The 24,263-nt window shown below is 49.2% G+C and carries 17 protein-coding genes; 8 read left to right on the top strand and 9 right to left on the bottom strand.

What is annotated here, in order from left to right; translation table 11 throughout:
* Window positions 1-83: 83 nt before the first annotated feature.
* The 4 genes from pta (at window position 84) to AC0KH7_RS00070 (ending at window position 4,747) form a co-directional block, all read left to right on the top strand.
* A complete protein-coding gene (gene pta / locus AC0KH7_RS00085; RefSeq protein ID WP_472369588.1) occupies window positions 84-2,177 on the top strand; it encodes a phosphate acetyltransferase in 2,094 nt (697 codons plus the stop codon).
* A gap of 4 nt (window positions 2,178-2,181) precedes the next feature.
* Window positions 2,182-3,321 carry an acetate/propionate family kinase gene (locus tag AC0KH7_RS00080; protein WP_472369586.1) on the top strand — a complete coding sequence of 380 codons (1,140 nt, stop codon included), beginning with the start codon at window positions 2,182-2,184 and terminating at the stop codon, window positions 3,319-3,321.
* A gap of 107 nt (window positions 3,322-3,428) precedes the next feature.
* On the top strand, window positions 3,429-3,791 hold the full coding sequence (locus tag AC0KH7_RS00075; RefSeq protein ID WP_472369584.1) for a DUF3302 domain-containing protein: 363 nt from the start codon (window positions 3,429-3,431) through the stop codon (window positions 3,789-3,791).
* A complete protein-coding gene (locus tag AC0KH7_RS00070; protein ID WP_472369582.1) occupies window positions 3,791-4,747 on the top strand; it encodes an HlyD family secretion protein in 957 nt (318 codons plus the stop codon). The genes AC0KH7_RS00075 and AC0KH7_RS00070 overlap by 1 nt, the downstream gene beginning before the upstream one ends.
* Window positions 4,748-4,843: 96 nt before the next feature.
* On the opposite strand, the gene AC0KH7_RS00065 is transcribed toward AC0KH7_RS00070, so the two are convergent.
* Window positions 4,844-5,053: a YjfB family protein gene (locus tag AC0KH7_RS00065; protein ID WP_068646893.1), complete on the bottom strand. Its 210-nt coding sequence runs from the start codon at window positions 5,051-5,053 to the stop codon at window positions 4,844-4,846.
* An 81-nt stretch (window positions 5,054-5,134) separates the two neighbouring features.
* Complete coding sequence (locus tag AC0KH7_RS00060) at window positions 5,135-7,453, bottom strand: fatty acid cis/trans isomerase (protein WP_472369580.1); 2,319 nt, start codon at window positions 7,451-7,453, stop codon at window positions 5,135-5,137.
* Window positions 7,454-7,597: 144 nt separating this feature from the next.
* On the opposite strand from AC0KH7_RS00060, the gene AC0KH7_RS00055 reads away from it, so the two are divergent.
* Window positions 7,598-8,899: a GGDEF domain-containing protein gene (locus tag AC0KH7_RS00055; RefSeq protein WP_472369578.1), complete on the top strand. Its 1,302-nt coding sequence runs from the start codon at window positions 7,598-7,600 to the stop codon at window positions 8,897-8,899.
* Here AC0KH7_RS00055 and AC0KH7_RS00050 read toward each other — a convergent pair whose 3' ends face one another.
* Genes AC0KH7_RS00050 through hemC form a run of 4 tightly spaced genes read right to left on the bottom strand, consistent with a single transcriptional unit; the run spans window position 8,900 to window position 13,185 of the window.
* Complete coding sequence (locus AC0KH7_RS00050) at window positions 8,900-10,078, bottom strand: heme biosynthesis HemY N-terminal domain-containing protein (RefSeq protein ID WP_472369576.1); 1,179 nt, start codon at window positions 10,076-10,078, stop codon at window positions 8,900-8,902. It lies immediately after the preceding gene.
* Window positions 10,079-10,081: 3 nt separating this feature from the next.
* Entirely contained in the window at window positions 10,082-11,467 is a 1,386-nt protein-coding gene (locus AC0KH7_RS00045; protein ID WP_472369574.1) for a hypothetical protein, read from the bottom strand.
* A 28-nt stretch (window positions 11,468-11,495) separates the two neighbouring features.
* On the bottom strand, window positions 11,496-12,269 hold the full coding sequence (locus AC0KH7_RS00040) for a uroporphyrinogen-III synthase (RefSeq protein ID WP_472369572.1): 774 nt from the start codon (window positions 12,267-12,269) through the stop codon (window positions 11,496-11,498).
* Entirely contained in the window at window positions 12,256-13,185 is a 930-nt protein-coding gene (gene hemC, locus AC0KH7_RS00035) for a hydroxymethylbilane synthase (protein ID WP_472369570.1), read from the bottom strand. Before hemC ends, AC0KH7_RS00040 begins: the two co-directional genes overlap by 14 nt.
* 180 nt (window positions 13,186-13,365) lie before the next feature.
* On the opposite strand from hemC, the gene AC0KH7_RS00030 reads away from it, so the two are divergent.
* Together AC0KH7_RS00030 and argH are read left to right on the top strand one after the other, a co-directional pair.
* The gene (locus AC0KH7_RS00030) at window positions 13,366-13,896 is read left to right on the top strand and encodes a thioredoxin family protein (protein ID WP_472369568.1); all 531 of its coding nucleotides are present in this window, start codon (window positions 13,366-13,368) and stop codon (window positions 13,894-13,896) included.
* A 179-nt stretch (window positions 13,897-14,075) separates the two neighbouring features.
* Window positions 14,076-15,464, top strand: coding sequence for an argininosuccinate lyase (gene argH / locus AC0KH7_RS00025; protein ID WP_472369566.1), 1,389 nt, complete (start codon window positions 14,076-14,078; stop codon window positions 15,462-15,464).
* Between the two features lie 85 nt (window positions 15,465-15,549).
* Here argH and AC0KH7_RS00020 read toward each other — a convergent pair whose 3' ends face one another.
* Window positions 15,550-16,068, bottom strand: a complete 519-nt coding sequence (locus AC0KH7_RS00020; RefSeq protein WP_029939369.1) for an adenine phosphoribosyltransferase — start codon at window positions 16,066-16,068, stop codon at window positions 15,550-15,552.
* A gap of 138 nt (window positions 16,069-16,206) precedes the next feature.
* Here AC0KH7_RS00020 and AC0KH7_RS00015 point away from each other — a divergent pair, with 138 nt between their 5' ends.
* On the top strand, window positions 16,207-16,653 hold the full coding sequence (locus tag AC0KH7_RS00015; RefSeq protein WP_472358680.1) for a hypothetical protein: 447 nt from the start codon (window positions 16,207-16,209) through the stop codon (window positions 16,651-16,653).
* Window positions 16,654-16,687: 34 nt separating this feature from the next.
* On the opposite strand, the gene AC0KH7_RS00010 is transcribed toward AC0KH7_RS00015, so the two are convergent.
* A complete protein-coding gene (locus AC0KH7_RS00010; protein WP_472369564.1) occupies window positions 16,688-18,061 on the bottom strand; it encodes a protein kinase domain-containing protein in 1,374 nt (457 codons plus the stop codon).
* A gap of 126 nt (window positions 18,062-18,187) precedes the next feature.
* Complete coding sequence (locus tag AC0KH7_RS00005) at window positions 18,188-24,115, bottom strand: Ig-like domain-containing protein (protein ID WP_472369562.1); 5,928 nt, start codon at window positions 24,113-24,115, stop codon at window positions 18,188-18,190.
* Window positions 24,116-24,263 lie beyond the last annotated feature (148 nt).

Here is a 24,263-nt window from a genome sequence, read left to right as displayed (position 1 = left end):
GAAAACCATTATTTTAATGGAAATTACATACGCAAGTGTTAAGCTTGCATGTAATTCAACCAGCTTTTATAAATGAATTCGGTATGGAACCCAACAGTCTCTTCATTGCCCCCCGCGAGCGCCACGCCGGCAGTTTGCTTGTTTCACTCGGTTTGATGTCTCTGCTGCGACAACGATTTGAAAAAATCGCCTTTTTCCGCCCGCTGGTCACGGAAGCCGACGACCCGGACAGTCGCTTTATCCACGACTTCTTCCAACTCGACATTCCCATGGAGCAGATGACGGGCGTGACATTATCGGAGGCGACCCAGAAACTCAGCGACGGCCGTAAGCACGAGCTGTTCGAACAACTGGTGGCGCAATACCAAACCCTGCAACAGGAATACGATTTCGTATTGGTGCACGGTATGGAAATGACCCGTCACGCCAGCGGCATCGAATTCGACATCAACCTGGCGTTAGCGAAGCACTTCAACAGCCCTTACGTGCCGGTGCTGAACGGGCAAGACAAAAGCCGTGCCGACATTGAAACCGAAATAGAAATGGAATTGCACGCCAGTGCCGGCCACGACCCGTTTGCCTTCTTTGTTAACCGTATGGCGTCGGCTTTGCATGACGACAGCGAAGACTTCAAAAAACACCCAGGCCTGCCGGTGTTTTACCTGCCGGAACTGGACGACTTGAACACCCCAACCATTAAAGAAGTGGCGGATGCCTTGAACGGCCAATTCCTCACTCCGGAAAAACAAGGTTGGAACCGCTTGGTCAAAGCGCCCATCGTCGCCGCCATGACCATCGAAAACTATCTACCGCGCGTCAACGAGGGCGATTTAATCGTCGTTCCCGGTGACCGAAGCGACATCTTGATTGCGTCCATTATGAGCCTGTTTGCGCGCAACATGCCCAATATCGCCGGCATTCTGCTCACCGGCGGCCTGATGCCCAAACCGGTGATTCAAGACCTGATCATCAATTTCGAAGGACGTGACCTGCCCATTGTCTCCGTTCAGACCGACACCTATCCATCGGCCATGGACGTCGGCCGCGTACGCGCCAAGCTTAACGCCAACAACAGCCGCAAAACCCATCTGGCGCTCGGGCTGTTCGACCGTCACGTTGACCGCGACTGCTTGATGAAGCGCATTTTGCAACGCGCCAGCGACCACAGCCGCGACATTACCACGCCGATTATGTTCGAATACCGCCTGTTTGAAAAAGCCCGCCAGAACCTCAAGAGCATTGTCCTGCCGGAAGCCACCGACGAACGCATCTTACATGCCTGCGACGTGTTATTACAGCGCAAAGTGGTCAACCCGATTCTGCTGGGCCACCCGGAAGAAGTGCTTTATCAAGCCAATTTACTCGGTCTGAACCTGGAAGGGGCGCAAATCATCGACCCGGACACTAGCCCCTGGCAGGAAGAGTTCATCCAAACCTTTTTTGAAATGCGTCAACACAAAGGCATGACGCTGGACCTGGCCCGTGACTCCCTGTCCCATGTCAGTTATTTCGCCACCATGATGGTGCATCTCGGTTACGCCGACGGCATGGTGTCCGGCGCCACCCACACCACCGCAGACACGGTGCGTCCCGCCCTGCAAATCATCAAAACCCAACCGGACACCTCGCTGGTTTCCAGCGTGTTCTTTATGTGCTTCGACACCCGTGTACTGGTCTACGGCGACTGTGCCGTCAACCAAAACCCGACGGCGGAACAACTGGCGGAAATCGCCATCGGGTCCGCCGACACCGCACGGCATTTCGGCATCGACCCGAAAGTGGCACTCTTGTCCTATTCCACCGGGGAATCCGGCCACGGCTCCGAAGTCGATAAGGTTCGACAGGCCACGCAACTCGCCCACCAAAAACGGCCAGACCTGCTGTTGGAAGGGCCTTTGCAATACGACGCCGCCATCGACCCAACCGTCGCCCGCCAGAAAATGCCCAATAGCAACGTGGCGGGGCAAGCCACCGTGTTCATCTTCCCCGACCTCAATACCGGCAATAACACCTATAAGGCGGTGCAACGCGCTTCCGGCGCGGTCGCCATCGGTCCGGTTCTGCAAGGGTTGCGTAAGCCGGTCAATGATTTGAGCCGGGGCTGCAGTGTGGCGGACATCGTCAACACCGTCGCCATCACGGCCATTCAAGCACAAGCCAACGACACAAAAGAGTAGCCGTATGAAAATTTTGGTTTTAAATGCCGGCAGTTCTTCGATGAAATACAGCCTGTTCAACGGCGAAGACTCCCACCAGATCGCCCACGGCCTAGTCGAACACATCGGCGAAACACCGGAGCGCGACGTGGCGTTCGCCTTACATCAGGTGGAAACCGAACTGCAGCAGCAAGGACTGATCGAACACCTTGGCGACTGTGATGCCGTCGGCCACCGCGTGGTCCACGGCGGCGAAGATTTCCAACAACCGGTCATCGTCACCGAGGACGTCATGGAAACCATCGACCGCTTATCGGAACTCGCCCCCTTGCACAACCCGGCCAATCTGGCCCCAATGCGACTGTTGGCCGAAAAACACCCAGGCCTGGTGCAAACCGCGGTATTCGACACCGCCTTTCACCAGAGCATGCCGGCCTATGTATACCATTACGCCATTCCCAAACACCTCTACGATGACCATTTGATTCGCCGTTACGGCTTTCACGGCACCTCGCACCAATACATTGCCAAGCGTGCCGCCGCTCTGCTTGGCAAACCGTTAAACCAACTCAACATCATCTCCATGCACCTCGGCAACGGTGCCAGCGTGTGTGCCATCCAATACGGCAAAAGCATGGACACCAGCATGGGCTTTACCCCGCTGGAAGGCCTGGTGATGGGCACACGTTGCGGTGACCTCGACCCGTCGATTCCGCTGTATATGATGCGCGAACTGGGTTACACCGCCGAGCAGGTCGACCACCTACTCAATAAAGAAAGCGGGTTGCTGGGGTTGGCCGGGCAGAATGATATGCGAGAACTGATGCAACTGGCCTACGCCGGCGACGAAAACGCCGGACTCGCGCTGAAAATTTTCATTTACCGTTTGATAAAGGTGGCGGGCAGTTATATGGCGATTATGGACGACTTGGATGCCATCGTGTTCACCGGCGGCATCGGCGAGCATGCCGATAAAATCCGCTATCGGGTGGTCAATGACTTTTCCAAGGCGTTCGGGTTTGAAATCGATCCGGTCGCCAATGTCAAAGCCAAGGGCGAAAGTTGCATCACTCAACCGGCCAGCCGAATTCCAGCTTGGGTGATTCCCACCGACGAGGAAAAGGAAATTGCTCAGCAGACACTGGCGTTGCTGTCGGACACCTGAATGCATGCGCCTCAACAACTCAATAATAAGTTTCTTTTCAGCCTTTCGGTTTCGTATAAAATGAGCACAAATCGTAATCGTTTTTAAATAAGCACTTTGGATACCCCATGCACGAGTTTTTGAATTATTTTTCACTGTTTCTGCTGTTTTTCGTGGTCGTCGTACTTTTTTACGGAATCATCGCCATTCACGACATCCCCTATAAAATCGCGCAAAAACGTAACCACCCGCACCAGGATGCCATTGAAGCCGCCGGCTGGGTCAGTCTGTTTATGCTGCACGTCCTTTGGCCGTTTTTATGGATATGGGCCATGACCTACCGGGAAGAGCGCGGTTGGGGCTTTCACTCCAATACTTCAGGCACCGATGAAGACAAACAAACCCTGGCACAACTGGAATCCAAACTCACCGCACTGGAAACCGAAGTGCGCGGTTTAAAAAGCGATACGACTAACGGAGGTCAAGACTGATGGATATGCTGCTGATTTTGACCTACACGGCGATTTGTATCGTACTCTTCAAACTTTTCAGAGTGCCCGTCAACAAATGGACGGTACCGACGGCGGCACTGGGCGGTGCTTTTTTACTGGGCGGCATTTACGGCGTGATGAACTACAGCCACCCTTATTCCAGCCAGGCCCGCGAATATTTTTACGCCACCCCCATCTCGCCGACGGTAAGAGGCCGTGTCATTGAGGTTCCGGTCCAACCCAACGTACCGCTTAAAGCCGGTGATGTGCTGTTTAAAATCGACCCGAAACCCTTTCAGGATAAAGTGGACGAACTCACGGCCAGATTGAAAGAAGCAAAAAAGAACCTAGGGCGCTATCAGGAAATGATGCGTAAAAACCTGGGCCGACAATTGGACGTCGACCAGACCCAATCTCGCGTGGATGCCTTGCAGGCCGAACTGGCCAAGGCTGAATTCGACTTGGATCAAACCATTGTCCGCGCACCGACCGACGGCTCAGTGACCCAGCTTTTCCTGAAACCGGGCATGATTGCCGTGCCGATTCCGCTACGGCCGGTGATGGTGTTCATCACTCAGCAACAGGATATGTTCGTCGGCTGGTTCCGACAAAACAACCTACTGCGCGTGCGGCCCGGCTTCGAAGCCGAAGTGGCATTTGATGCCATTCCCGGGCGTGTCTTCAAGGCCGAGGTCTATGGCGTCCAACCCTATATGGCGGAAGGGCAGATGCAACCCAATGGCGTCTTGTTAACCGATAACAACCGCGTCAGCGGCATGGTGCCGGTGAAACTGAAGATCACCGACCCGGCGTTTGCGGAATACCGCGATCAGTTGCCCGGCGGTTCTTACGCGCAAGCGGCGGTTTACTCGGATAAATTCGAGGATTTGTCCATTATTCGGAAAGTGCTGTTACGCATGGCGTCTTGGATGAATTACATCTTCCCGATTGATTGACGGACGTTTTTCAATGCCCGAAAACAAAAAACCGCCAGGCCTTTATACCCTTTAGGGTGTGGCGGTTTTTTCGTTTAAGCGACTCCGTTACGGGAATCAGGCAGTGACATTGATATTGTTACCGAGATTCGCTGGTAGCCCTTGGGTGGAAGGTGTCGGAGCAGGCAAGGCTTCAATCAAAGACAAGGCACCTTGAGTTTGCACGTCCATCGCTTTTTTCAACATCGACACCTGCACTTCTTGCTGAGTGTAAGCTTGTTGCTGTTGCATCGCCGCATTGACGGCGGCATTGGCTGAAATTTCCATTCAAGCCTCCTTCAAAATAAATGAATTCAAAAACGTTATCGACCAAATTTACTAAAACTTAAGCCAAAAAACCGTTTTTTTTTAATCATTCAAGTAACGATTCAAATCAAAAATACCCCAGGTCACCGGCGCCACTTTTTGCTGATAAAACAACAAATCATCGGAAAAATCCCAGAAAGCCGGATCGGTTCGGCGCACGCCATAGGCCTTTACCCACCGCTGAAGCTCCGATTTATTTTTCACTCGAGAGGCCAAGGCCAAAAACACATTGACGTCTTGCTCATCCACTTCGAAAAACATCCCTGGATAACTGGTCCGCAAGCCCTTAACCACCGTGACGGTGTTTTCTTTCGGAGCGCGGTTATATTGATCGAACAGCAAGGACGTCACATTGTAATAACCGCGGTTCAAAAACAGTGTATACCAGGATTCCTGATCGTTAAAGCGGGTTACCCGTAAAAAAGAAACCTCCGGCCAGCCTTCTACTGTTTGGCCGTTCAAATCGGCCAGTTGTTGCAGGAATTTTTCGATACGGGCGTCCGGGTCCCCGTCTTTAAACGGCAGATGAGGGCGGTTAATCGGGTCGGAGTTGAGTACATCTCGAAACTCTTCCAGTTGCACTAATCGATGGAAAAATTCTTTTTTAGGATGATCCGTCAGATAGTGAATCGTGGTTTTCGTTGAAGGAATATCACTGCGCACCATTTCGTCCGAGGTTTTACGATACCAATAGTCGCGCAATTTCTCACGCGTATCAATCGGTAAGAAGCTTAGAAAGTTGTTTTCCCCTTCCATGCGCAGAAAGTCCATGTAAAGTCGGGTATTGAGCTGATGGCCGACATTGCCGTAAACGTCAAACCCGGACACCAACAAATACTGAATACGCTCCAATAAAGGGTAATCAATCACCCAAGCCGTTTTAGGGATTTTGCCGTGCAGGCCTTTGAGCACCGTTGCGGAATCCTGGTTTCGAAACACCGTTAACAGCGCATTACGGTTATGACGGTCTCCGTCCCAAATTCGACCGAACCCATGACGTACTTGGCGTTCTTTTTTGGAATGCAACAGTTTTTGTTTGGCATCCAGGTACAAACGTTGTTTGTTTTGATAGGTGGTGGACGTGGCCAGCATCCGAAAGGTTTCCACCCCTTCGGCGGATGGCAAAGCCAAGTTATCCGCCTGCTGCGCCAAAAAGGCCGTGTCATTACTGACCACATCTTCGTCCGGGTCAAAAAACATCACCCAAAACTGCTCCTCGATGACGTTCAACGCCACCTGGCCACGACAGACCGGCCCTTTAATAAAGCCTTCAATAATAAATTGCGCTTGATCCAGCAGAAAACGGTAACGTCCAGACGCCGGCATCGCCGCAAAGGTTTTGAATGGATTGGCCGATGTCTTTGGGTCGTAACCGGGCAGTTTCATCACTTCGTAATCCGGGAAAATAAACCAGGCCTGGTACTTTTTATAGGTATTGGCATCGGCGTGATACACCAAATGGTCTTTATCGACGATGCTCGACTTCACGGCGCGCAAACGGTAATACACTCGATCCACGCCGGGATCATCATAAGGCCGAGTGGTATGAATCACCTCAATCGGTTGGCCGGGCGGGGTTTTAGAACGCACCAGCTGGTAAAAAGTACGCGGTGAATTATCGGCAAAATGAATGTGTGCCAGAAACAAGTGTTCGTAAACATAGCGCGCCATCAAACGATGTTTGAAGGTATCAATATTGAGATATTTCTCATAAAAACTGGCTTGCTCGGACAAATTGACCGAATTCAGGTCTTCCAAGGTCCCTTGCGCGCCCTGTTTGGCCCAGTTCAGCAACGTCAAATATTCGTCTTTGGGCAAATTCGGCATGGCATATGGCATGCCCCAGTTAGGGTGATTCAAAGCAAAGTCATCGAACTCATCCGCTTTCGGGCACACCTCTTTACGGTTCAGCCCCAATGTATAATTTTCGGGCAACCGGCCATTCACCGGTTGAGGATGGTCTTCTTTCAGCATCAACATTCGATACAAAACCGACGGCTCGCCATCCTGCTGTGCCGTAATCAGAGAGTAAAAGCCTTTTTCTCGCCACTCTTCAATGGTTTGCGCATCCATAAACAGCCGAGTGGGTTGGGCGGCGGAAATCCGCTCACCATCGTACACTTTTTCTTTACTGCCGCCACGCGCAAGTCCGGTATAAGAAGACAGTTTAAGCTGACAGGGCGCATCGTAACAGCCATGACACACAATACAGCGCTTTTCCAAAATCGGTTTGACGTCGGCATATCCGACTGACGATGCTAACTCAGCCTCCGAAGAAGTCTCTGCCTGAGCGGTCGCCAGCAACGCCGCCCCCATAAAAAACACCGCCAAGGATCTGACGTAGCCATAAAACATATCCATTATTCTGCTCTGTTGGTCACATTAAACTTCAATACGCATTTGCGTGTATTACTTAATAAATCGTGTATTACTTAATAAATCTTGAGTGCTCCCATATAAGAGCGTAGGATAGAAACATCAAGTATGAAAAGGAGTGGGGGGTTCATGAGTCAACGCCAAACACACCCTGTAAGTTTTCGGGTTTTTGCGTTCAAAAAGTTCCTATGGGTTTCGATATTCGCCTTGTTAGCCTCCCTGACCATCACCGCGCTGGTCAGCGGTACTCTTATCACCGTCGCCTACCACAATACTGTTTCAAACTTACCGGATCGGTTGCAACAAACCTTTTCGGATTTGCCGGCGGCCGATAACCCGACCGATCAAGCCGAAATCATTTTAGCGCAAATACGCCACAAAAACCTGCAAAACCATTTCACGTTCATTCCAGCCCAAAAAATCAATCCCGAAACCGTTCTCTTATCTGAAAAACAGCGGGAATATCTCAAAACAGCCAAACAAACCAACCGACTCAACCACCAATTAAATATCCTATCAGCCGAAGTCAACGGCGGCCTCCCCATTTATTTTCGCCCCGGTTGCAACACTTGCAACATCTTAGCCAAGCAGGGAAACTATCTCGGGACGCTGTTATTTGACCTTCCCCTAACCAACCCCTTACTGACGTTCGGAACCTTATGGGCCTTTTTTATTCTGTTTATGCTGAGCTTTTTCATTATCGGGGTCGTAATGATGACCCGCGTACTGGAAAAAGACTTCATCAAACCGCTTCGAAACCTGACAGAGCGTATGCACCATATTCGTTTGGAAGACGACGAGATTCTTTGGGAACGAAAAGAGCAGGAGATTGCTGAAATTGATTTAATCGACCAGTTAATTACCGAAAATATTCAAACGCTGAAGTCCATTTACGTCAAATTGGACGCCTTAATGGTGACAGAACATCAGACCGGTTTTTTCCATCAGGATCGTTTTAAAGAGGCTTTACAGTTCGAAGTTTACCGGTCTGACCGTTATCACCGGCCATTTTCGATTCTGGTCATCAAACTGTTGAAAGCCTCCCCTTCCCAAGATGAACAGGCGACCAGTACCGTCGATTCGGTGCAGTTGTTTGCCGACACCATCAACGAGTACACCCGCAATATCGACCTGCCGTTTCGTATCGGCGAGCGCTTGTTTTTGATTATTTTGCCGGAAATGACCGAAGAGGAAGTACCGGTTATGTCACAAGTATTACGGAAACGTTTTGCCGGAAGAACCGAAACCGAAGACGCGGAATCCCCCCGCTATCAATTCGATGTTCAAATCGGCTACGCGACCTACCGTTACGACACGCAAAATATTAAGGAATTGACCGCGCTGGCCATTGAACGAATGCACCAAGCGTATAAGAGTGAGACGAAAGAGACGGCACAGCCCGAAACGCCTAAAACCGAGCACACCGACTGATTAGGCTTTCTTCTCCAATTGCAGGATGGCTTCTTTATAGGTCAACGCCGCTTGCGCCTCCAGCCCTTCCGATTCGTAGCATTTCGCCAAGGCATGGAAGGTTTCCAGCTCCGGCCGCAATTTCAAACTTTCCTGGAAGTAATGACGTGCTTGCCCCCATAATTGACTCATGCAAGCCAAACGTCCCAACGTGAGCAATAAAACCGGATTATCGGCATGACTCGACAACCATTTTTCAGCTTTTTTCAGGCGCTCGTAGGCGGGGCCTAACTCGATTCGACCGTATTGATACACCAATCGATCATCCCACTGCTTGGAGAGGCTCTTGGCAATCAAATCCGCCAAGCCTTGCTCTTTCCCCCAACCCATGCGTTGTTCCACAAACTCCGCCAAAATGGCGGGATTCAACTGCTGACGCCCGGAAAGTGATTGCCAGAGTTTTTCCAAAACTTCCGGATTTTCGGCACGAGCGACTTTACCGGCCAATAACTGCACCTCCAATGCTTGGATCTCAGCCTTGTCCAGTGCTTTGAACTTCTTCACCTCGCCAAGGATGTCTTCTAGACGTGCCCAATAGTGTTGTTGCAGCAACAGATGCGCGTATTCCGCCAAAATGGTCTTATTTTTAGGGCTTTGCTGGTGCAATTCACTCAAGATCACCAGCGACACGTCCGGTTCCGAATCCTTCAGTAATCGCGCCTCCACCAATCCAATGGTCACGCTATCGTTTGGAAAACGTTGCCTCGCCTCGGCCAGATATTGATCTCGACGACTAAACGCCTGCTGATTATGCGCCATTTTGGCCGCAGTCAAATAATGTACCAAGCCGGAATCGGAGTGTTTCGCCATTTTGATCAACTGCTTTTCCGCCAGTTGCCAATCGCCGTATTCCAAGGCAATCATCCCTTTTGCCATGGAGTTTTCCGCTTTACTGTAACGTTTCAATTGACGTCGATTACGCCAATAGGCCGGAAAATGCCAAAGATTGATCACCAGGCGCATCAACAGATACAAAGATCCAAAGCCGATGACGGCGGCCGCCAGTGCGAATGTCAGACTGGTTTCAATCACCCAGTCGTGCCATACCATCGATACTTGCCCGTTATCGTTCAACGCCAAGGCGGTCAACCCGGTGGCGACCACCAGAAAAATAGACCATTTGAGAATGCGAGAAATCATGTTTTAGACCCCTTCCGCAATATCCAGCGGCTGTCTTGGTGAAAAAGTCACCTGCTGTAAGGGAGCCAATGTCGCTTTGACCGCTTCAGCCTGCTCTGGGAAATGGGCCGCCATAAAGTCGTTGAGCGATTGCTGAGCTTTGTCCAATAGCGGTTTTGACTCCGAATCCAGCGCCCATTGCAAACGATCCACCAACAGCAATCCACGCTGAATCAAGACATCATGCAACATCAAGCTTTCCACCTGCGTCAGCTGCTCAGCCGATTCGCGTTTGCGTACTGAAAACAGGGCTTCAAATTTACTCTGTAACTTCTGCCAAGACGAGTCCGTCGTGGTTTCTGACGGTTCCGTCGTCTGACCGGATGCTTCAGGAAGGGTTTCATGTGAAACTTTTTTCGCTGGCGGTAGCTTTTGAATTTGATTTCGAAGTGTCTCAAGCACCGGTGTCACATCCGTCGCCGAAGAATTCGGTTGTGTATCAATTCGAGCCAAATCCTGGCCAATCCGGCGGATGAAATCATTTTTGCCTTCCATCGCGCTGGCCCCAACGGCTTTTTCCAATGCCAACAAGTGCTGACGGGTCTGCACGGCATTGCCGGTCAATAACCACTGCGTATTGATTTCCAAGGCCCATTGATGAATTTGTTTTGCCGATAATGCTTCAACCGAAACGGCCCCTTCCGTCGCCGATTCCAGTTTGGAATCCTGCTGTTTTTGCCATTCGTTGCGCTCTTGTTGTTCCTGCTTGAAATCGAACAATTCGGACAACTGTTGCCCCATTTGTTGCAACTGATTGTTCACTTCATCGCCCAACGCTTTGGCTTTGGCCTGCAACTCCGGTGACGGTTTGACGGCTTCGCCCAGCTTTTGGGAGGCCTCACCGGCCTGTTGCGACATGCCTTTCAACTGCTGGGTCACCTCGGCTAACTTGTCCTGAACATTGGTCTTAAAGGTTTCCAGTTCACTTTTCACCGCGTCAACATCCCCCTGACTGAGAACGGGTTGGTTTTCCGGTGACGCCAGTTTCGCGGTCAAGGCTTCTTTCAATTCGTTCTGGCTGCTTTTGAGGGTTTTGGTTTCCGTTTTCAGCTGACCGACATCACTCTGCAATTGATTGATTTTTTCGACCTGCCAATCCTGCTGATTGGTTTTCATCGCCAGATAGGTGATGATGCCAACCAATAGCAACACCAGCAACAACGCCATTTTCTGCATAAAGGTTTGCGGCCACCAGCCGGACCAGTCGCGTTTGGCTTTTAACGGTTTGTCATCATCGGACGAGCCTTTTCGATTTTTATGCTCGGATTTGGCGTGACCACCCTTCACCACTTCCCCGTCCAGCACGCGTTGATCGGCTTTTGGGGTAATCGGTTCTTCAGAAGCTACCATAATCGTATCCTTTTACGGCTTTGCCGCATTAACTCTGCATTGAGATCTGTTTCAGCGCGCTCAGTACGCCGTCATCACTTTGTTGGGGCACCACAAAAATCCGGCCCTGCCACCCTTGTTCACGAATAGCCTGTTCGATGCGTTCACTGAACACAATTATATCTTGTAAAAACAGCCAGGCCTGGGCGCTTTCCGACATCATCGCCACTAAGTTCGACCAGGCCTGCAAACTGCTGGCCAGCACCACCGGATGCGCGGCGGATTGAAATTTCGACCAGGCCTGGGCACACAATGCCGCCGGGCGGCGGCGATAAATCAACCATTCTTCAACATCCGCTCCGGCCTTTTCCAAACCGGCTTTCAAGGTGGGTCGTCCGCCTTCGCCTTTGACAATCAGACAACGTTGCCCCTGCAAGTCTTTTAATGCTTCCGTCGCCAGCAAGTCCTCGCTGATAAATTGGTCAATGTCCAGCGAAGCCACAGGCCAACCTTGCGCTTGCAACGCCTGCTGTGTCGCCTGACCAATCGCAAAACACCTGGCCGACTCGCCAAACGTCGGCGATGCCTGCCCGGCGGCTTGAAATAAATCGTTTAAAACCGCGACCGCATTGCGACTGACAAACACAATTTTATCAAACCGACCGAAACGCGTAACCGCCTCCGCCGGCAAAGATAACGTTTCAATTTCGATACTTGGGCAAGTCAGTACCGTCACCCCGATATTCTCGGCCAAGTGCGTCAGATGCGCGGCTTGGTGTCGCGGTCGGGTATTGAATAACGTCAGCCCATCAAGCTTGGTCATACACTTCTTTTAAAATGGCTCCGGCGCCCTGTTCAAGCAAGTCTTCCGCCACACCAATGCCTAAAGTTTCCGCGTCGGTTTGAGGCCCGGTGGCTTCGGCACGGATGATTTCCGAACCGTCCAAAGCCCCCACCAGCCCTCGCAAGTAAATGTCGTCGCCTTTCAATTCGGCATAGACGCCGATCGGTACCTGACAGCCACCTTCCAAGCGATGGTTCATGGCGCGCTCGGCACGGGTACGAATTTCCGTATCGCGGTGATTCAGTACTTGAATCAACGCCAAGACGTCCTCATCTTTTTCAAAGTATTCAATCCCCAAAGTGCCTTGCGACACGGCCGGCAAACAGGTTTCCGGTTGCAGTTCATGACGGATGCGCTCGTCTAGTTCCAAGCGTTTCAAACCGGAGGTCGCCAACACGATGGCATCGTATTCGCCGGCATCCAGTTTCCCCAGGCGTGTGCCGACATTGCCGCGCAAATCCTTAACCACCAAGTCTGGACGAGCGGCCATCAACTGCGCCTTACGACGAAGACTGGAAGTGCCTAAAACCGCGCCCTGTGGTAAATCGTCAAAACACTCATAATGATTGGACACAAAAGCGTCGGTCGGCTCGTGGCGCTCTAAAATCGCACCCAATGCAAACCCTTCCGGCAACTCCATCGGAACGTCTTTCATGGAATGCACCGCGATATCGGCTTCCCCCGCTATCATGCGATCTTCCAGCTCCTTGGTGAAGAGCCCTTTGCCGCCGATTTTCGCCAGCGGCACATCGAGAATTTTGTCGCCTTTGGTCGACATCGGCAGCAATTCCACGGCCAATCCGGGATGCGCCTTTTCAAGTTCGGCTTTGACAAATTCGGCCTGCCACATGGCCAGCGGGCTTTTTCGCGTTGCGATTCTGAGGGTTTTCTTCATGGATCCTTCCGAAAGTTGAATATGAATGGTTGCACATACGCTTCCTGCTCATTAATTTCCCTGAAAACAGTCGGTGTTTGTGCATGATTGTTCCCCATTTTACTCAAAATGACGGCTGTTTTTTCGATAAAATGGGGGTCTGAGTGAATGCCTAGCCTCGGGCAAGGAAGGAGAACGGATTTGAATTTGAAATTACTGGCGACAATGCTGACAGCCATCTTATTTTTAGCGGGCTGTGACAAAGCCGCCAACGCTTCCGGTTATGCGGCGAATTCGAAGCTGAAAGAACTGACCAATCTGCAAGAACTGGCGGCTGAGGCACGGGAACGCAATCTGCCGATTATGCTAACCGTCGGGGCCGAATGGTGTGAATTCTGCCACATTCTGCGCGAAGAGGTGCTTGACCCTATGGCTCTGGGCGGCGATTACGACGGCAAAGTGGTGTTTATGCGTTATTTAAGCATCGACGAACACCAACCGATTCCCGATGTGAACGGCCAACCGATTCGTAAAGATGAACTGGCACGCCGCTACAAAGCGGACCTGACGCCGACGGTGATCTTCATCGACGGAAACGGCGAAAAAGTGGCGGACAATATCGTTGGCATCGCCAATATCGAGCTCTACACCACCTTGATTCATAAACACCTGAATCATGCTTATCAAAAAATGGGCAATCCATTGCGTCTTGACGCCATGCCGGGACAATAACGCCGATCATTCGCTTTCTTTCTGCCCGCCGACCTTTCAAAATATCCTGCCCTCCTGGCGTGGCAGGATTGGATGGCAAATTGAGTGCCGCAAGCGGGCGCGGAAATCTTTATAATAGACGGCAAAACCAACTCTCAAATTGGAATCCTTTAACACGCATAAACAGCAAAGAAAAAACTATGAGCAATCAACACAACCAAGAAAAATTGTCCAGCGCCCGTTTCAGTGAAGCCACGGATGCCTTCGTCGAAGAGTTTACCGCCTCGATTCAATTCGACAAACGTATGTATCGTCAGGACATTCAAGGGTCGATCGCTCATGCCAAAATGCTGTGCCAAGTCGGCCTGCTGACCGAACAGGAACGGGAAGACATTATCCAGGGACTCGGGCAGGTTCAAGACGACATTGAAAGCGGCAAAATGGAATGGTCGATCAAGCAGGAAGACATTCACATGAATATCGAAGCCCGTTTGACCGACCTGATCGGCATCACCGGTAAAAAGCTGCACACCGGCCGTTCGCGTAACGATCAGGTCGCCACCGATATCCGCCTGTACCTTCGGGACGAAATTGATGCGATTCTGCCGGAAATGACGCGTTTACAGCACGGCATCCTGTCTCTGGCCGAAAAAGAGGCCGACACCATTATGCCGGGCTTCACCCATTTACAAACCGCTCAACCGGTGACTTTTGGCCATCACATGATGGCGTGGTTTGAAATGATTAAACGCGACGTCGAACGTTTGGAAGATTGCCGCAAACGCGTCAACACCATGCCGTTGGGTTCCGCGGCCCTGGCCGGCACCACCTACCCAATCGACCGGGAAATGACGGCTGAACTGCTGGGCTTTGACCGCATTTCACAAAACTCTTTGGACGGCGTGTCCGATCGTGATTTCGCCATTGAATTCACCGCATTTGCCGCCACTTTCCTGATGCATTTGTCGCGTTTTTCGGAAGAGCTGGTGCTGTGGTCATCCGCGCAATTCAATTTCATCGATTTACCGGACCGTTTCTGCACCGGTTCTTCGATTATGCCGCAAAAGAAAAACCCGGATGTACCGGAATTGGTTCGCGGTAAAACCGGTCGCGTTTATGGCCACCTGATCAGTTTGCTGACGCTGATGAAATCCCAACCATTGGCGTATAACAAAGACAACCAGGAAGACAAAGAACCGCTGTTTGACACCGTCGATACGGTACGCGGCAGCTTGCGGGCGTTTGCCGACATGGTGCCGGCGATTATTGTCAATCGTGACGTAACCTATGAAGCGGCCAAACGCGGTTTTTCCACCGCCACCGATTTGGCGGATTATCTGGTCAATAAAGGCTTACCGTTCCGCGATGCGCACGAAGTGGTCGGCCTGGCCGTGGCACATGGCTTGCAAACCCGCCAAGATTTATCGGAAATGTCGTTAGAAACCTTACAGGGATTCCACGCCAGCATCACCGATGATGTCTTTGAAGTGTTGACCTTGGAAGGCTCGGTGTCGGCTCGAAATCATCTGGGCGGCACCGCGCCGGAACAAGTCAAGGCCGCCATTGCGCGCGCCAAATCCGAGCTTTAACGCATCCCATAGCCTCTTTTCGTTCCATACAAAAAACGCCCAGGCCTGGGCGTTTTTGATAATGGCATGGCCGGAAACGGAAATGTCAGTCGTCGAACTGAATCAAGGAACGGGCTTTCATACCGTTATACTCGAAACTGTTCAACGCTTTCAAATCCACTAGGCAACCGATGCCAATCACCTCATAGCCGACTTTCTCACACAGTTTCATCGTCGCTTGCAGGGAACCGCCGGTTGCGACCAAATCGTCGAACAAAAACACTTTTTTGCCATCGCCTTTTTGCATTTCCAGTTTATCGGACCCATACTCCAAACCGTACTCCATCGACGAATGCACATTCGGCAATTTGCCCGGCTTGCGCACTTTGATAAAGCCTTTATCGTGCTTGTAAGCCAATGCCGAGGCAAAAATAAAACCGCGAGACTCAATGCCGACCAGATAATCCACTTCGGCCCATTCCGCCTCGGTAAAAAGACCGGACATGGCATCGATGGTTTCCTTGAAATGCGTTTTCAATAAAGGCGATATGTCCTGAAACAAAATGCCCTGTTTCGGAAAGTCGGGTACGGCATCTAAGTATTGTGCGAGAGGGTGCTGGCTCATAGTGACCTGTCTTCAATGCGTTGGTTTGCTATCCAGTCGGTTGGATGACGTTATTTATGTAAAGTTATCCTACCGAGTTTTGAATTGGTAAAATAGGTTTATTGATTTGAACTTTTTGCATTATACAAGACTTTTTCCATGCCTTTAATCGAAAACCAATTCGAACAAACTCTGCTTCAAGAACTCCCGCCTCATGCGCGCGACATTGCGCTGGACTTTATGGGAACCTATTCTTTGGGTGAACTCTTGATGGCTCTGCAAACGAATGAGCCGGACAAGGAGTTGCTACAACGTAAAAAAGTGCCCTCCAGCTATTGGGAACCGATTCTCAAAGCAACATTATTGGCAAAGTGTACCTACTTTATTCCCAACCCGGAGTTTCGTCAGGAAGAGCGGTTATTTTTAATTAAAGCCGCGTGTATGAGCGCCGATTATCCGCTGTCATCTTTCAGCTTAGCCGAGGTCATCGAAATCAGCCACCAAAAAATGCCGGTACTGCACCAATGGCTGAAGCGGTTAACGGAAGATTTAAAAGAAAATAACGCTTTGTTTAGAGAAGACAAAAACGCTTTGGCAACACCTTAAAAAGGCCGCGAAAACTGAACACCGTTCAGAAGCGCTATACCGCTCGGCGATTTTCCATCAGCAATCGACGAATATTCTGCGAGGCCACCTCATTACCATAATGAGCGGCCATCCCAAACCAGAACCGAGCTTGAACCACATCAACCTCGACGCCCCTGCCGTCGAGGTAACATTCACCCAATCGATTCTGAGCGGCCAGATGCCCACGCATCGCCGCATACTTATAAAGCTGATAGGCTTTTGGAAGATTCACATCGACCCCCCAACCTTTTTCGAAAATATAACCAAGATTGTAAGCGCCGTAAGGGTTTCCTTTCTCATAAGCTTGGTAAAACATATTCATCGCTTTAATGTACGATTGACGAACCACTTTACCTTTTTCGTACATCAGGCCTAAATTGTTTTCGGCCCGAGTATAACCACGAAAAGCGCAAGTCTCATACAAATTAAACGCGGATTCGGCATCACCGGAGGCATCGTACAAAGTCGCTTTTTTGAACAATGCATACAGGTAATGAGAATCGGCTAACACCGTCAAGCTATCCTCGGGAAACCCTTTGACGTTTTGCGGCTTCTGTTGACGAATCTCTTTCGGCACACTTTCATCTTTCAACCATTGTTGCAAATCGGCCAGGCCTGGCCGATCTTTAGGGGATTTTTGTGTCATCCACACAATCAATTGACGCCAGAACACCGGTAATAAATTCAGTTTTCTCGGGGTATGAAACGCGTGGGCATACAACTGATCAAACGAATGCTCAACCTTATTCAAGCGGTAAATATGCTTGCCGGTTAACGCAAAATATAATACACAACCTAATAGATAAATATCCCCCGACGCCTCATATTCACCGTTTAACCGCTCTGGAGGGCAGTACTTCTGGTCACCCAGCAAGACTTCGGTCTCAAATGATGGCAACGCGGGGATGGTGCCACCCCAATCCACCAGGTAATAATGCTTTTTACCTACAATGATATTTTCCGGGCGAATACGTGTATGCACAAACCCAACGCCATGCACTTTATCCAGCGCTGAAACCATGTGCTCCAACAGGGTTTTCGCTTCTTCCGAAGACAAAACGCCTTTTTTCTTAACAACGTCCTTTAAGCTTTTTTTACCGACAAAATCGAAAAATTTCAGGTAACTGAAACCTGCCTTGCGGATTTCATTAAACTTGGGGAAATCGTCTGGGAATTTATTAAGGTAATGCAGCAGGTCTTTTTCGCGTTTCAACGCGTAATGATTATGGATATCCGTCAAAACACGCACTGTCTGCTTGCCAGTCTTATCTTCCGATGTCTGCTTAGCCGAAAAAACCGACAAAGAACCTTCTTCACAAATCAATTTAATATCCGATAAATCATCCTGAATGTAAATCGGATTTTTGACAGACCGGGTCTGAGACATATCAAGCGAACCTACGCAATTTTAGGAAATTTCATATTATCAAAAAAGTCAGGACAAATTAAACTTTTATCAACTTCCCGAGTTCTTGAGCACGGAATAAAAAAGGCACCTTACGGTGCCTTATAATCATTCATTTTGATAATCGATGTTCTGATCGTCAATTTGAATGTTCAAGTCGGTATTGGTGTCGACATAAGTATCCAACACTACCTGCGTCTGCTCACCGGTATTGGTGTCCCCGTCGCCATCAGAGTCGATATTGACCGTAGTAGTGCCATCGCCATTATCAATCATATTCAGATAATTGCTTAGGTCGTCGGCATCCACCGGTGTATCGTCGATGACTTCACTTAGATCCAAGGTGTCGTGTTCAATATCGAAATTTTCGATCTCGACGGTTTGAGCCTCATCACTGACAATAAAATGCTCGGCTTCATTATCGTCACCATATAGGAAATGTACTTCGTCTTCATTGACTTCGGTGGTTTCGGTATCGCCGCCAACCGCTTCCGTCGCGGTAACCGCGGCATGCACATCCGACAGCTCCGGTTCGGTCAACTCACGATTAGAAGACAATTTAACATCGTCCGCTACGGAGCCATCCTCTTGCAGAGCGACCAGATATGTGCCATCTTCCTGAGGAGTTACTCCCGTACCTTGAACAACAACACTACCGTCTTCTGGTAAACCAGACACGGTAATATCAGACAAGGTTTCAGACCCATCGGTATCTGCCAGGCTGGCGGAAATATCTAAATCATATTGATATAAAAAGTCATTGCCTGATTCGTTCGAAGCATTACCAATGGTAACCGTTGAATCGTTAAACTGGACTCTCTCTACATCATCAACCGTCACTTTAAAATGATCCAAAGGCCAAGAGCTATAGTCGTTATATCCGATTTTTTCAATAGTATAACTACCATCTGAATTGCCCGTTATTTCATAACGATAACCATTTGATAATAGTCCTGGTTCATCCTGCTGGACATCATCGATAAATAATGTATCTAAACCTGAACCACCGTGGATTTTACTATCTGTACCATAGTTATTAAACAAACCGGTTTCCATATTAATAATATCATCGCCAGCGCCAGCTATAACCGTCTTATTATCCCCTCTTCCAACATTAATGATGTCGTTACCATTGGTTCCAGTGATAACTTCATTATCCGTCCAATAACTGTTTTCACTATTGATAATCGTATCGGGAATAACCTCCGCCGAAACACTCGTAATTTTAAAATTACCACTCGATTCTGACTTGATTTTCACACTATCAAATGCAACTGCGCTTGTAACCTCAAAAGTATATGCTGTATTACTTTCTCCGGTTGTCAGGGTATCCAAATCGAACTGTTCTACAATTTCACCATTTCGGTAAAGAACCACCAGACCCTCATCACTAGAATCTTTATAACTTTCGATACCAATCGCAACCGAATTCGTTGAACCACCTAAGTTATAAACCTCTGATTCAGAACAGTGATTGAAATTATAAATATGATTGTTTTCATAAACCTGAGTGTTCACGACTCTTTCTTCATCACCGATGTTCAATGAAAGGTTCGGAACAGAAGCCTGGTCGTCAACATTAACCTCAATGTTGACATTAAAGCTAACGGTTGCCCCGTCTTCATCCTGTGCATTGACCGTAAAGGTTTTGACGACATCCGAATCAAATTCCGAAGCGGATGCCGTGTAGGTATAAGTTCCGTTTGCAAAATCGACACTTAATTGACCGTCGCCATCCAATGCAATGGTTTGGCCATTGGCAAAGTCGGATGCTGTATAAGTCACACCCGCAATACTGATGGATGTAAAGGAAACATCACCTTCCTGATCCGTGACATTATCAGTCAAATCACCGGTCACGGACAAAGTGGTTCCAGCAGGGGTTAATGCCACATCCAGTTCGGATGCATTTCGCACTTCAATCACATCAGAAACATCGTTACCGGCACTGGCTAGGGTTTCTAGGTAAGACAAATCCGAAATACCGTCACCCAAGGCCACCACATTCAAACTATCCACGTACTGGCTGACAAAAGCATTCCAACCATCTTGCGCCCATCCGCTCAAGTAGTCGTAGTCGCCGTCATAGGCGGTTTCGGCTGTCGGCTCACCGTCAGAGATAAAGTAAGCGACCGTTTGATCCGCTTGTGGTTCGGAATAATTATGATACGTTTCGTACACCGCGTCTTCATAGTTAGTTGAACCATTCGCATCCAAACTATCAATGACATTAATCGCCTCTTCCGCGGTCATCCAAACTTCGCTTTGGGTATTGGTTTGCACTTCACCAGACGAATTGAATGTCACCAGTTTCACATTGACACTGCCTTGGCCGTCATATGCATTGATCGTGTTTTCCAGCGCGTCTTTCGCCAATTCAAGACGATTATCGCTGTCCATACTGCCGGAAATATCCAGCGTAATCACAACGTTGGTGGTGATGGATGTTGTATCACCCGATTCCGAAGCGGCTTCAAAGTCCATTCCAACCGTTTCGTCGTGGGCCACTGGTACATCATTGACCGGCAAGACGTTAACGGCCACCGTTGCGGTATCCGTACCGCCATGCCCATCACTGATAGTGTAATCGAACGATGCCGTTCCATAGAAGTCCGCTGCCGGAGTAAAGGTCACGGAACCATCCTCATTGAGAATCACCTGGCCGTTTTGCGCATTACTGACGCCTGTAATGGCTAACGTATCGCCATCTGCGTCCGTGTCATTCGCCAACAACTGCTCTGGAGCAATCTCCAAAGTATTGTCTTCAGCGACAATCAGTCCATCTGACGCATTCTCTGTAGACAGTAAGCTAGACGGATCCAACGTCGAATAGGTCTGACCGCCGTCCGAGCTTAATTCAGGCTGGAAGACATAGCTGCCACCTTGATCCCACCAAATCATATCAATGGAGTGATAGCCGGTTTCCGTGACGGTGAAGGCGGCGTGCGTTTGAGTGGTCGAAGATTGGTTATGGTCAACTTCAGCCACCGCATTACCATCAATCATGATCTGATAACCATCGTCCGCATTGACTTTAAAGTTGTAGGTTCCCGCTTCAAGATAAATCGAACCGTACAAATGGATACCCGCATCAGACGTATTACCCGGATCGTTGCTCAAACTGTCGGCATCACTTCCTAGGAAAGTTTGCAGGTTGGTGCCACACCCGACATCACCCGAACCATATTGGTAATCAATATTTTGGGCTTTAAAGGTCGCATCCGGTGAGTTGTTCTCAACCAACTCTCTAAACTGAGAAATATTCGACAACTGCGTGTTGGTGCCGAAGTATTCACCCTGTAGACCAAAGAACAGAGGAGATGAAATCGTACCGTCATCCTGGGCATCCGGTGCGGTGTTTTCGATTACATCGTACGTTCGACTGCCTTCACTCTCCACTTGGTTACCATACGCATCCGAAGAAAGCACATTTGCAGTGATCGTCAAGTCGGCATCAGCGGCCAAATCACTTCCGCTAACATCAATACTCCAACGCCCATCGCTGCCGACCGCTGTTGTATATTCCTGGTCATTGACGGTAACCGTCACTTCATCACCGACTTGGATATCTCCACCAGAAGCTGTCCCTGAAATAGGCACCATTTGAGTAGTTTCATCCGTGTCCACCGCATTATCATCCGTCACGCTATCAATGGTAACCGTGCCAGGTGTTGCTTCAGTATCCACACCATAGACTTCCGTGGTACTGGCGGTGAAAGAATTACCGGCCGAATCCGTCGCAATGACAACGGCTTTTAATTCCGGTATGACTTGATCGGTTTGAGCCAGGACAGAGCCTAGAACATCGATGCTAAAGGAGTACAATCCTTGTTCATTCGTGTCACTGGACACCGTACCCTCAGCAATCACCTCTCCGTCCAAATACAACTTAATCGGATCGCCAGGCTTCGCATCCCACTGAACATAACCGGTCACTGGAATATTCTGTGAAAGCTCCGACGAACTGATCACATTGTCCGGCGAAATGGTCAATACATCAATATGTGCCCAGGCCTGAGTATCAACCGAATGGGTTGAATTTCCAGTGGTCGTGACACTGTTACCCGCTGCATCGTTCGAAACCACATTGACGTCGAAAGCCGTATCGTTGGCCAAATCAGAACCACTCACATCGACATGCCAATTTCCGTCGGAATCGACACTGGTTGAATAATCGGTTCCATTAATCGTCATGACCACCATATCGCCTTGACTGATATCGCCACCCGTTGCCGTACCTGAAACGGTAATAATTTGACCGCTTTCGATCGCATTCACCACATCATCGTCGGTAATATTATTTACCGTCACAACGCCGGCTTCCGCTACTGTATCAACCGTGATGGTTTGAGTGGTTATGGCTTCGTTTCCATTTACATCTGTCGCCGTTACGGTTAAGACTTGCTCTCCATCTGGCAGTACAGTGGTTGTTATCGAATAATTTCCATACTGATCAGCCATACCCTGACCGATAATGTCACCGGACGAATTCGTAATCACCACCGTGGCTCCAGATTCAGTCATACCCGTAATCAAAGGCGTGTTATCCTTCGTCAAATCGTCGGAAGCACTCTCTCCTGTATCACTTGAAGCGGCTAAATCAGCTGTCACATCAATTTTATTTTGAAGTTCAAAATTCGTGTGCATGACAATATCATTAAAGTCAGCATCGCCTAAATTCAAATCTTCAATTGATATGGTCGTTCCGCCCTGTCCATCATTTTCCAAGATGAAATGATCTTTACCGTCTGGATTAAAGGACGGTGTATCATAATAAACAGGTTGTGTCGTTTCGTTGCCATCGATAAGCAATACAGGTTTGCCACTCGATACATCAAATGTAATCGTGCTATTTTCATTAACTGCATTTGCCGCATTCGAAATGATAAAGAAACCATACTCTTTACTTGGATCCAAGTCTGCCAAGTGAGTGCCGCCTGTCATACCATTTTGATTATCAATAACAACTGTTCCCTCTCCAACAGGGAGGCCATTTTCATCCACTTCAAAATAACCAACAACATTATGGTAGCTGGCCGCTTCAGAAACATAGGTCAAATCATTGTTCAAACCTTCCACATTTATGGTCAATGTTGCATCGGCTGTTGCCCCTTGATCGTCTGTAACCGTTACCGGAATAATGATCTGTTGTGTTTCACCTTGGTCTAAATCGTCATAACTAGATGCATCAAAGGTATAAGAACCATCACTATTAAAAGTCAAACCTTCCACATTGGCAGTCGTGCTGAATGTTAGGTTCTCACCCGGCGGTAAATCCACATCCGTCGCATCCATTTGCCCCGTAATAACAGCGTCTTCATTTAACGTCACTGTGTCATCGACCGCCACCGGCGTGTCGTTGTCTGGGTTGACCGTCAGGTTGACCGTCGCCGTATCCGTACCGCCATTGCCGTCACTGACCGTGTAGGTGAAGCTGTCAGTACCGTTGTAGTCCGCATTTGGCGTGTAGGTCACGGTCCCGTCTGTGTTGATTTCCACCGTTCCATGCGCCGGTTGCGTCACGCTTTCTACACTTAGCTGATCGCCATCCAGATCCGTATCATTGGACAATACATCTATCATCACTGCTGTATCTTCTAACGCCTGAACCGTATCATCTTCAGCTTGAGGGATAAAGGTTGCGTTTTCGATGTCATAAATGCCATTGTCGAACTGAATAAATTCAAAATCTCGTAATTCGTTTACGCCACCTACTTTTACGGTATCGCTATCGACAACTTCGATATTCATTTGGTTCGGATCATAATCACCGAGGAAAATCGCTGTATCAGTACCTGCGCCTCCATCTGCAACCAAACGGCCGTTCACATCATTACCATTAATGGTCAACTGATCATTACCGGAGCCCATTAACACAAAGTCATCACCGACTTCTGTATCTGCCGTTGTCCATTCCCCATGCCAATAATGCACAATGTTAGAGTCATCACTGACATTTCCGGAAGCATCACTCTGAGTGGCTTTAAAGAACTCATTATCATTTACAGGCGTATTTGGCAGACTCGAAATATCCAATGTCCAATTACCGTTACTATCCACCACAATCGGCGCATCTGTAACGATGGGTACATAGCCATTTAAATTAGTACTATTTCCATTAGTTGTACTACCTTCTTTACTGTAAAGCGTAATAATCGCACCCGGTTCACCCGTTCCATGCAAA

Source organism: Hydrogenovibrio sp., from assembly GCF_965140365.1.
GTDB lineage: Bacteria > Pseudomonadota > Gammaproteobacteria > Thiomicrospirales > Thiomicrospiraceae > Hydrogenovibrio.
Note: the sequence above shows the minus strand (reverse complement) of the source record. Positions and strands in the feature narration are given on the sequence as shown.

Excerpts from the sequence above, each read along its gene's own strand:
- pta (WP_472369588.1), top strand. The coding sequence starts at position 84 with ATGGAACCCAACAGTCTCTTCATTGCCCCCCGCGAGCGCCACGCCGGC.
- AC0KH7_RS00080 (WP_472369586.1), top strand. The coding sequence starts at position 2,182 with ATGAAAATTTTGGTTTTAAATGCCGGCAGTTCTTCGATGAAATACAGC.
- AC0KH7_RS00075 (WP_472369584.1), top strand. The coding sequence starts at position 3,429 with ATGCACGAGTTTTTGAATTATTTTTCACTGTTTCTGCTGTTTTTCGTG.
- AC0KH7_RS00070 (WP_472369582.1), top strand. The coding sequence starts at position 3,791 with ATGGATATGCTGCTGATTTTGACCTACACGGCGATTTGTATCGTACTC.
- AC0KH7_RS00065 (WP_068646893.1), bottom strand. The coding sequence starts at position 5,053 with ATGGAAATTTCAGCCAATGCCGCCGTCAATGCGGCGATGCAACAGCAA.
- AC0KH7_RS00060 (WP_472369580.1), bottom strand. The coding sequence starts at position 7,453 with ATGGATATGTTTTATGGCTACGTCAGATCCTTGGCGGTGTTTTTTATG.
- AC0KH7_RS00055 (WP_472369578.1), top strand. The coding sequence starts at position 7,598 with ATGAGTCAACGCCAAACACACCCTGTAAGTTTTCGGGTTTTTGCGTTC.
- AC0KH7_RS00050 (WP_472369576.1), bottom strand. The coding sequence starts at position 10,078 with ATGATTTCTCGCATTCTCAAATGGTCTATTTTTCTGGTGGTCGCCACC.
- AC0KH7_RS00045 (WP_472369574.1), bottom strand. The coding sequence starts at position 11,467 with ATGGTAGCTTCTGAAGAACCGATTACCCCAAAAGCCGATCAACGCGTG.
- AC0KH7_RS00040 (WP_472369572.1), bottom strand. The coding sequence starts at position 12,269 with ATGACCAAGCTTGATGGGCTGACGTTATTCAATACCCGACCGCGACAC.
- hemC (WP_472369570.1), bottom strand. The coding sequence starts at position 13,185 with ATGAAGAAAACCCTCAGAATCGCAACGCGAAAAAGCCCGCTGGCCATG.
- argH (WP_472369566.1), top strand. The coding sequence starts at position 14,076 with ATGAGCAATCAACACAACCAAGAAAAATTGTCCAGCGCCCGTTTCAGT.
- AC0KH7_RS00020 (WP_029939369.1), bottom strand. The coding sequence starts at position 16,068 with ATGAGCCAGCACCCTCTCGCACAATACTTAGATGCCGTACCCGACTTT.
- AC0KH7_RS00015 (WP_472358680.1), top strand. The coding sequence starts at position 16,207 with ATGCCTTTAATCGAAAACCAATTCGAACAAACTCTGCTTCAAGAACTC.
- AC0KH7_RS00010 (WP_472369564.1), bottom strand. The coding sequence starts at position 18,061 with ATGTCTCAGACCCGGTCTGTCAAAAATCCGATTTACATTCAGGATGAT.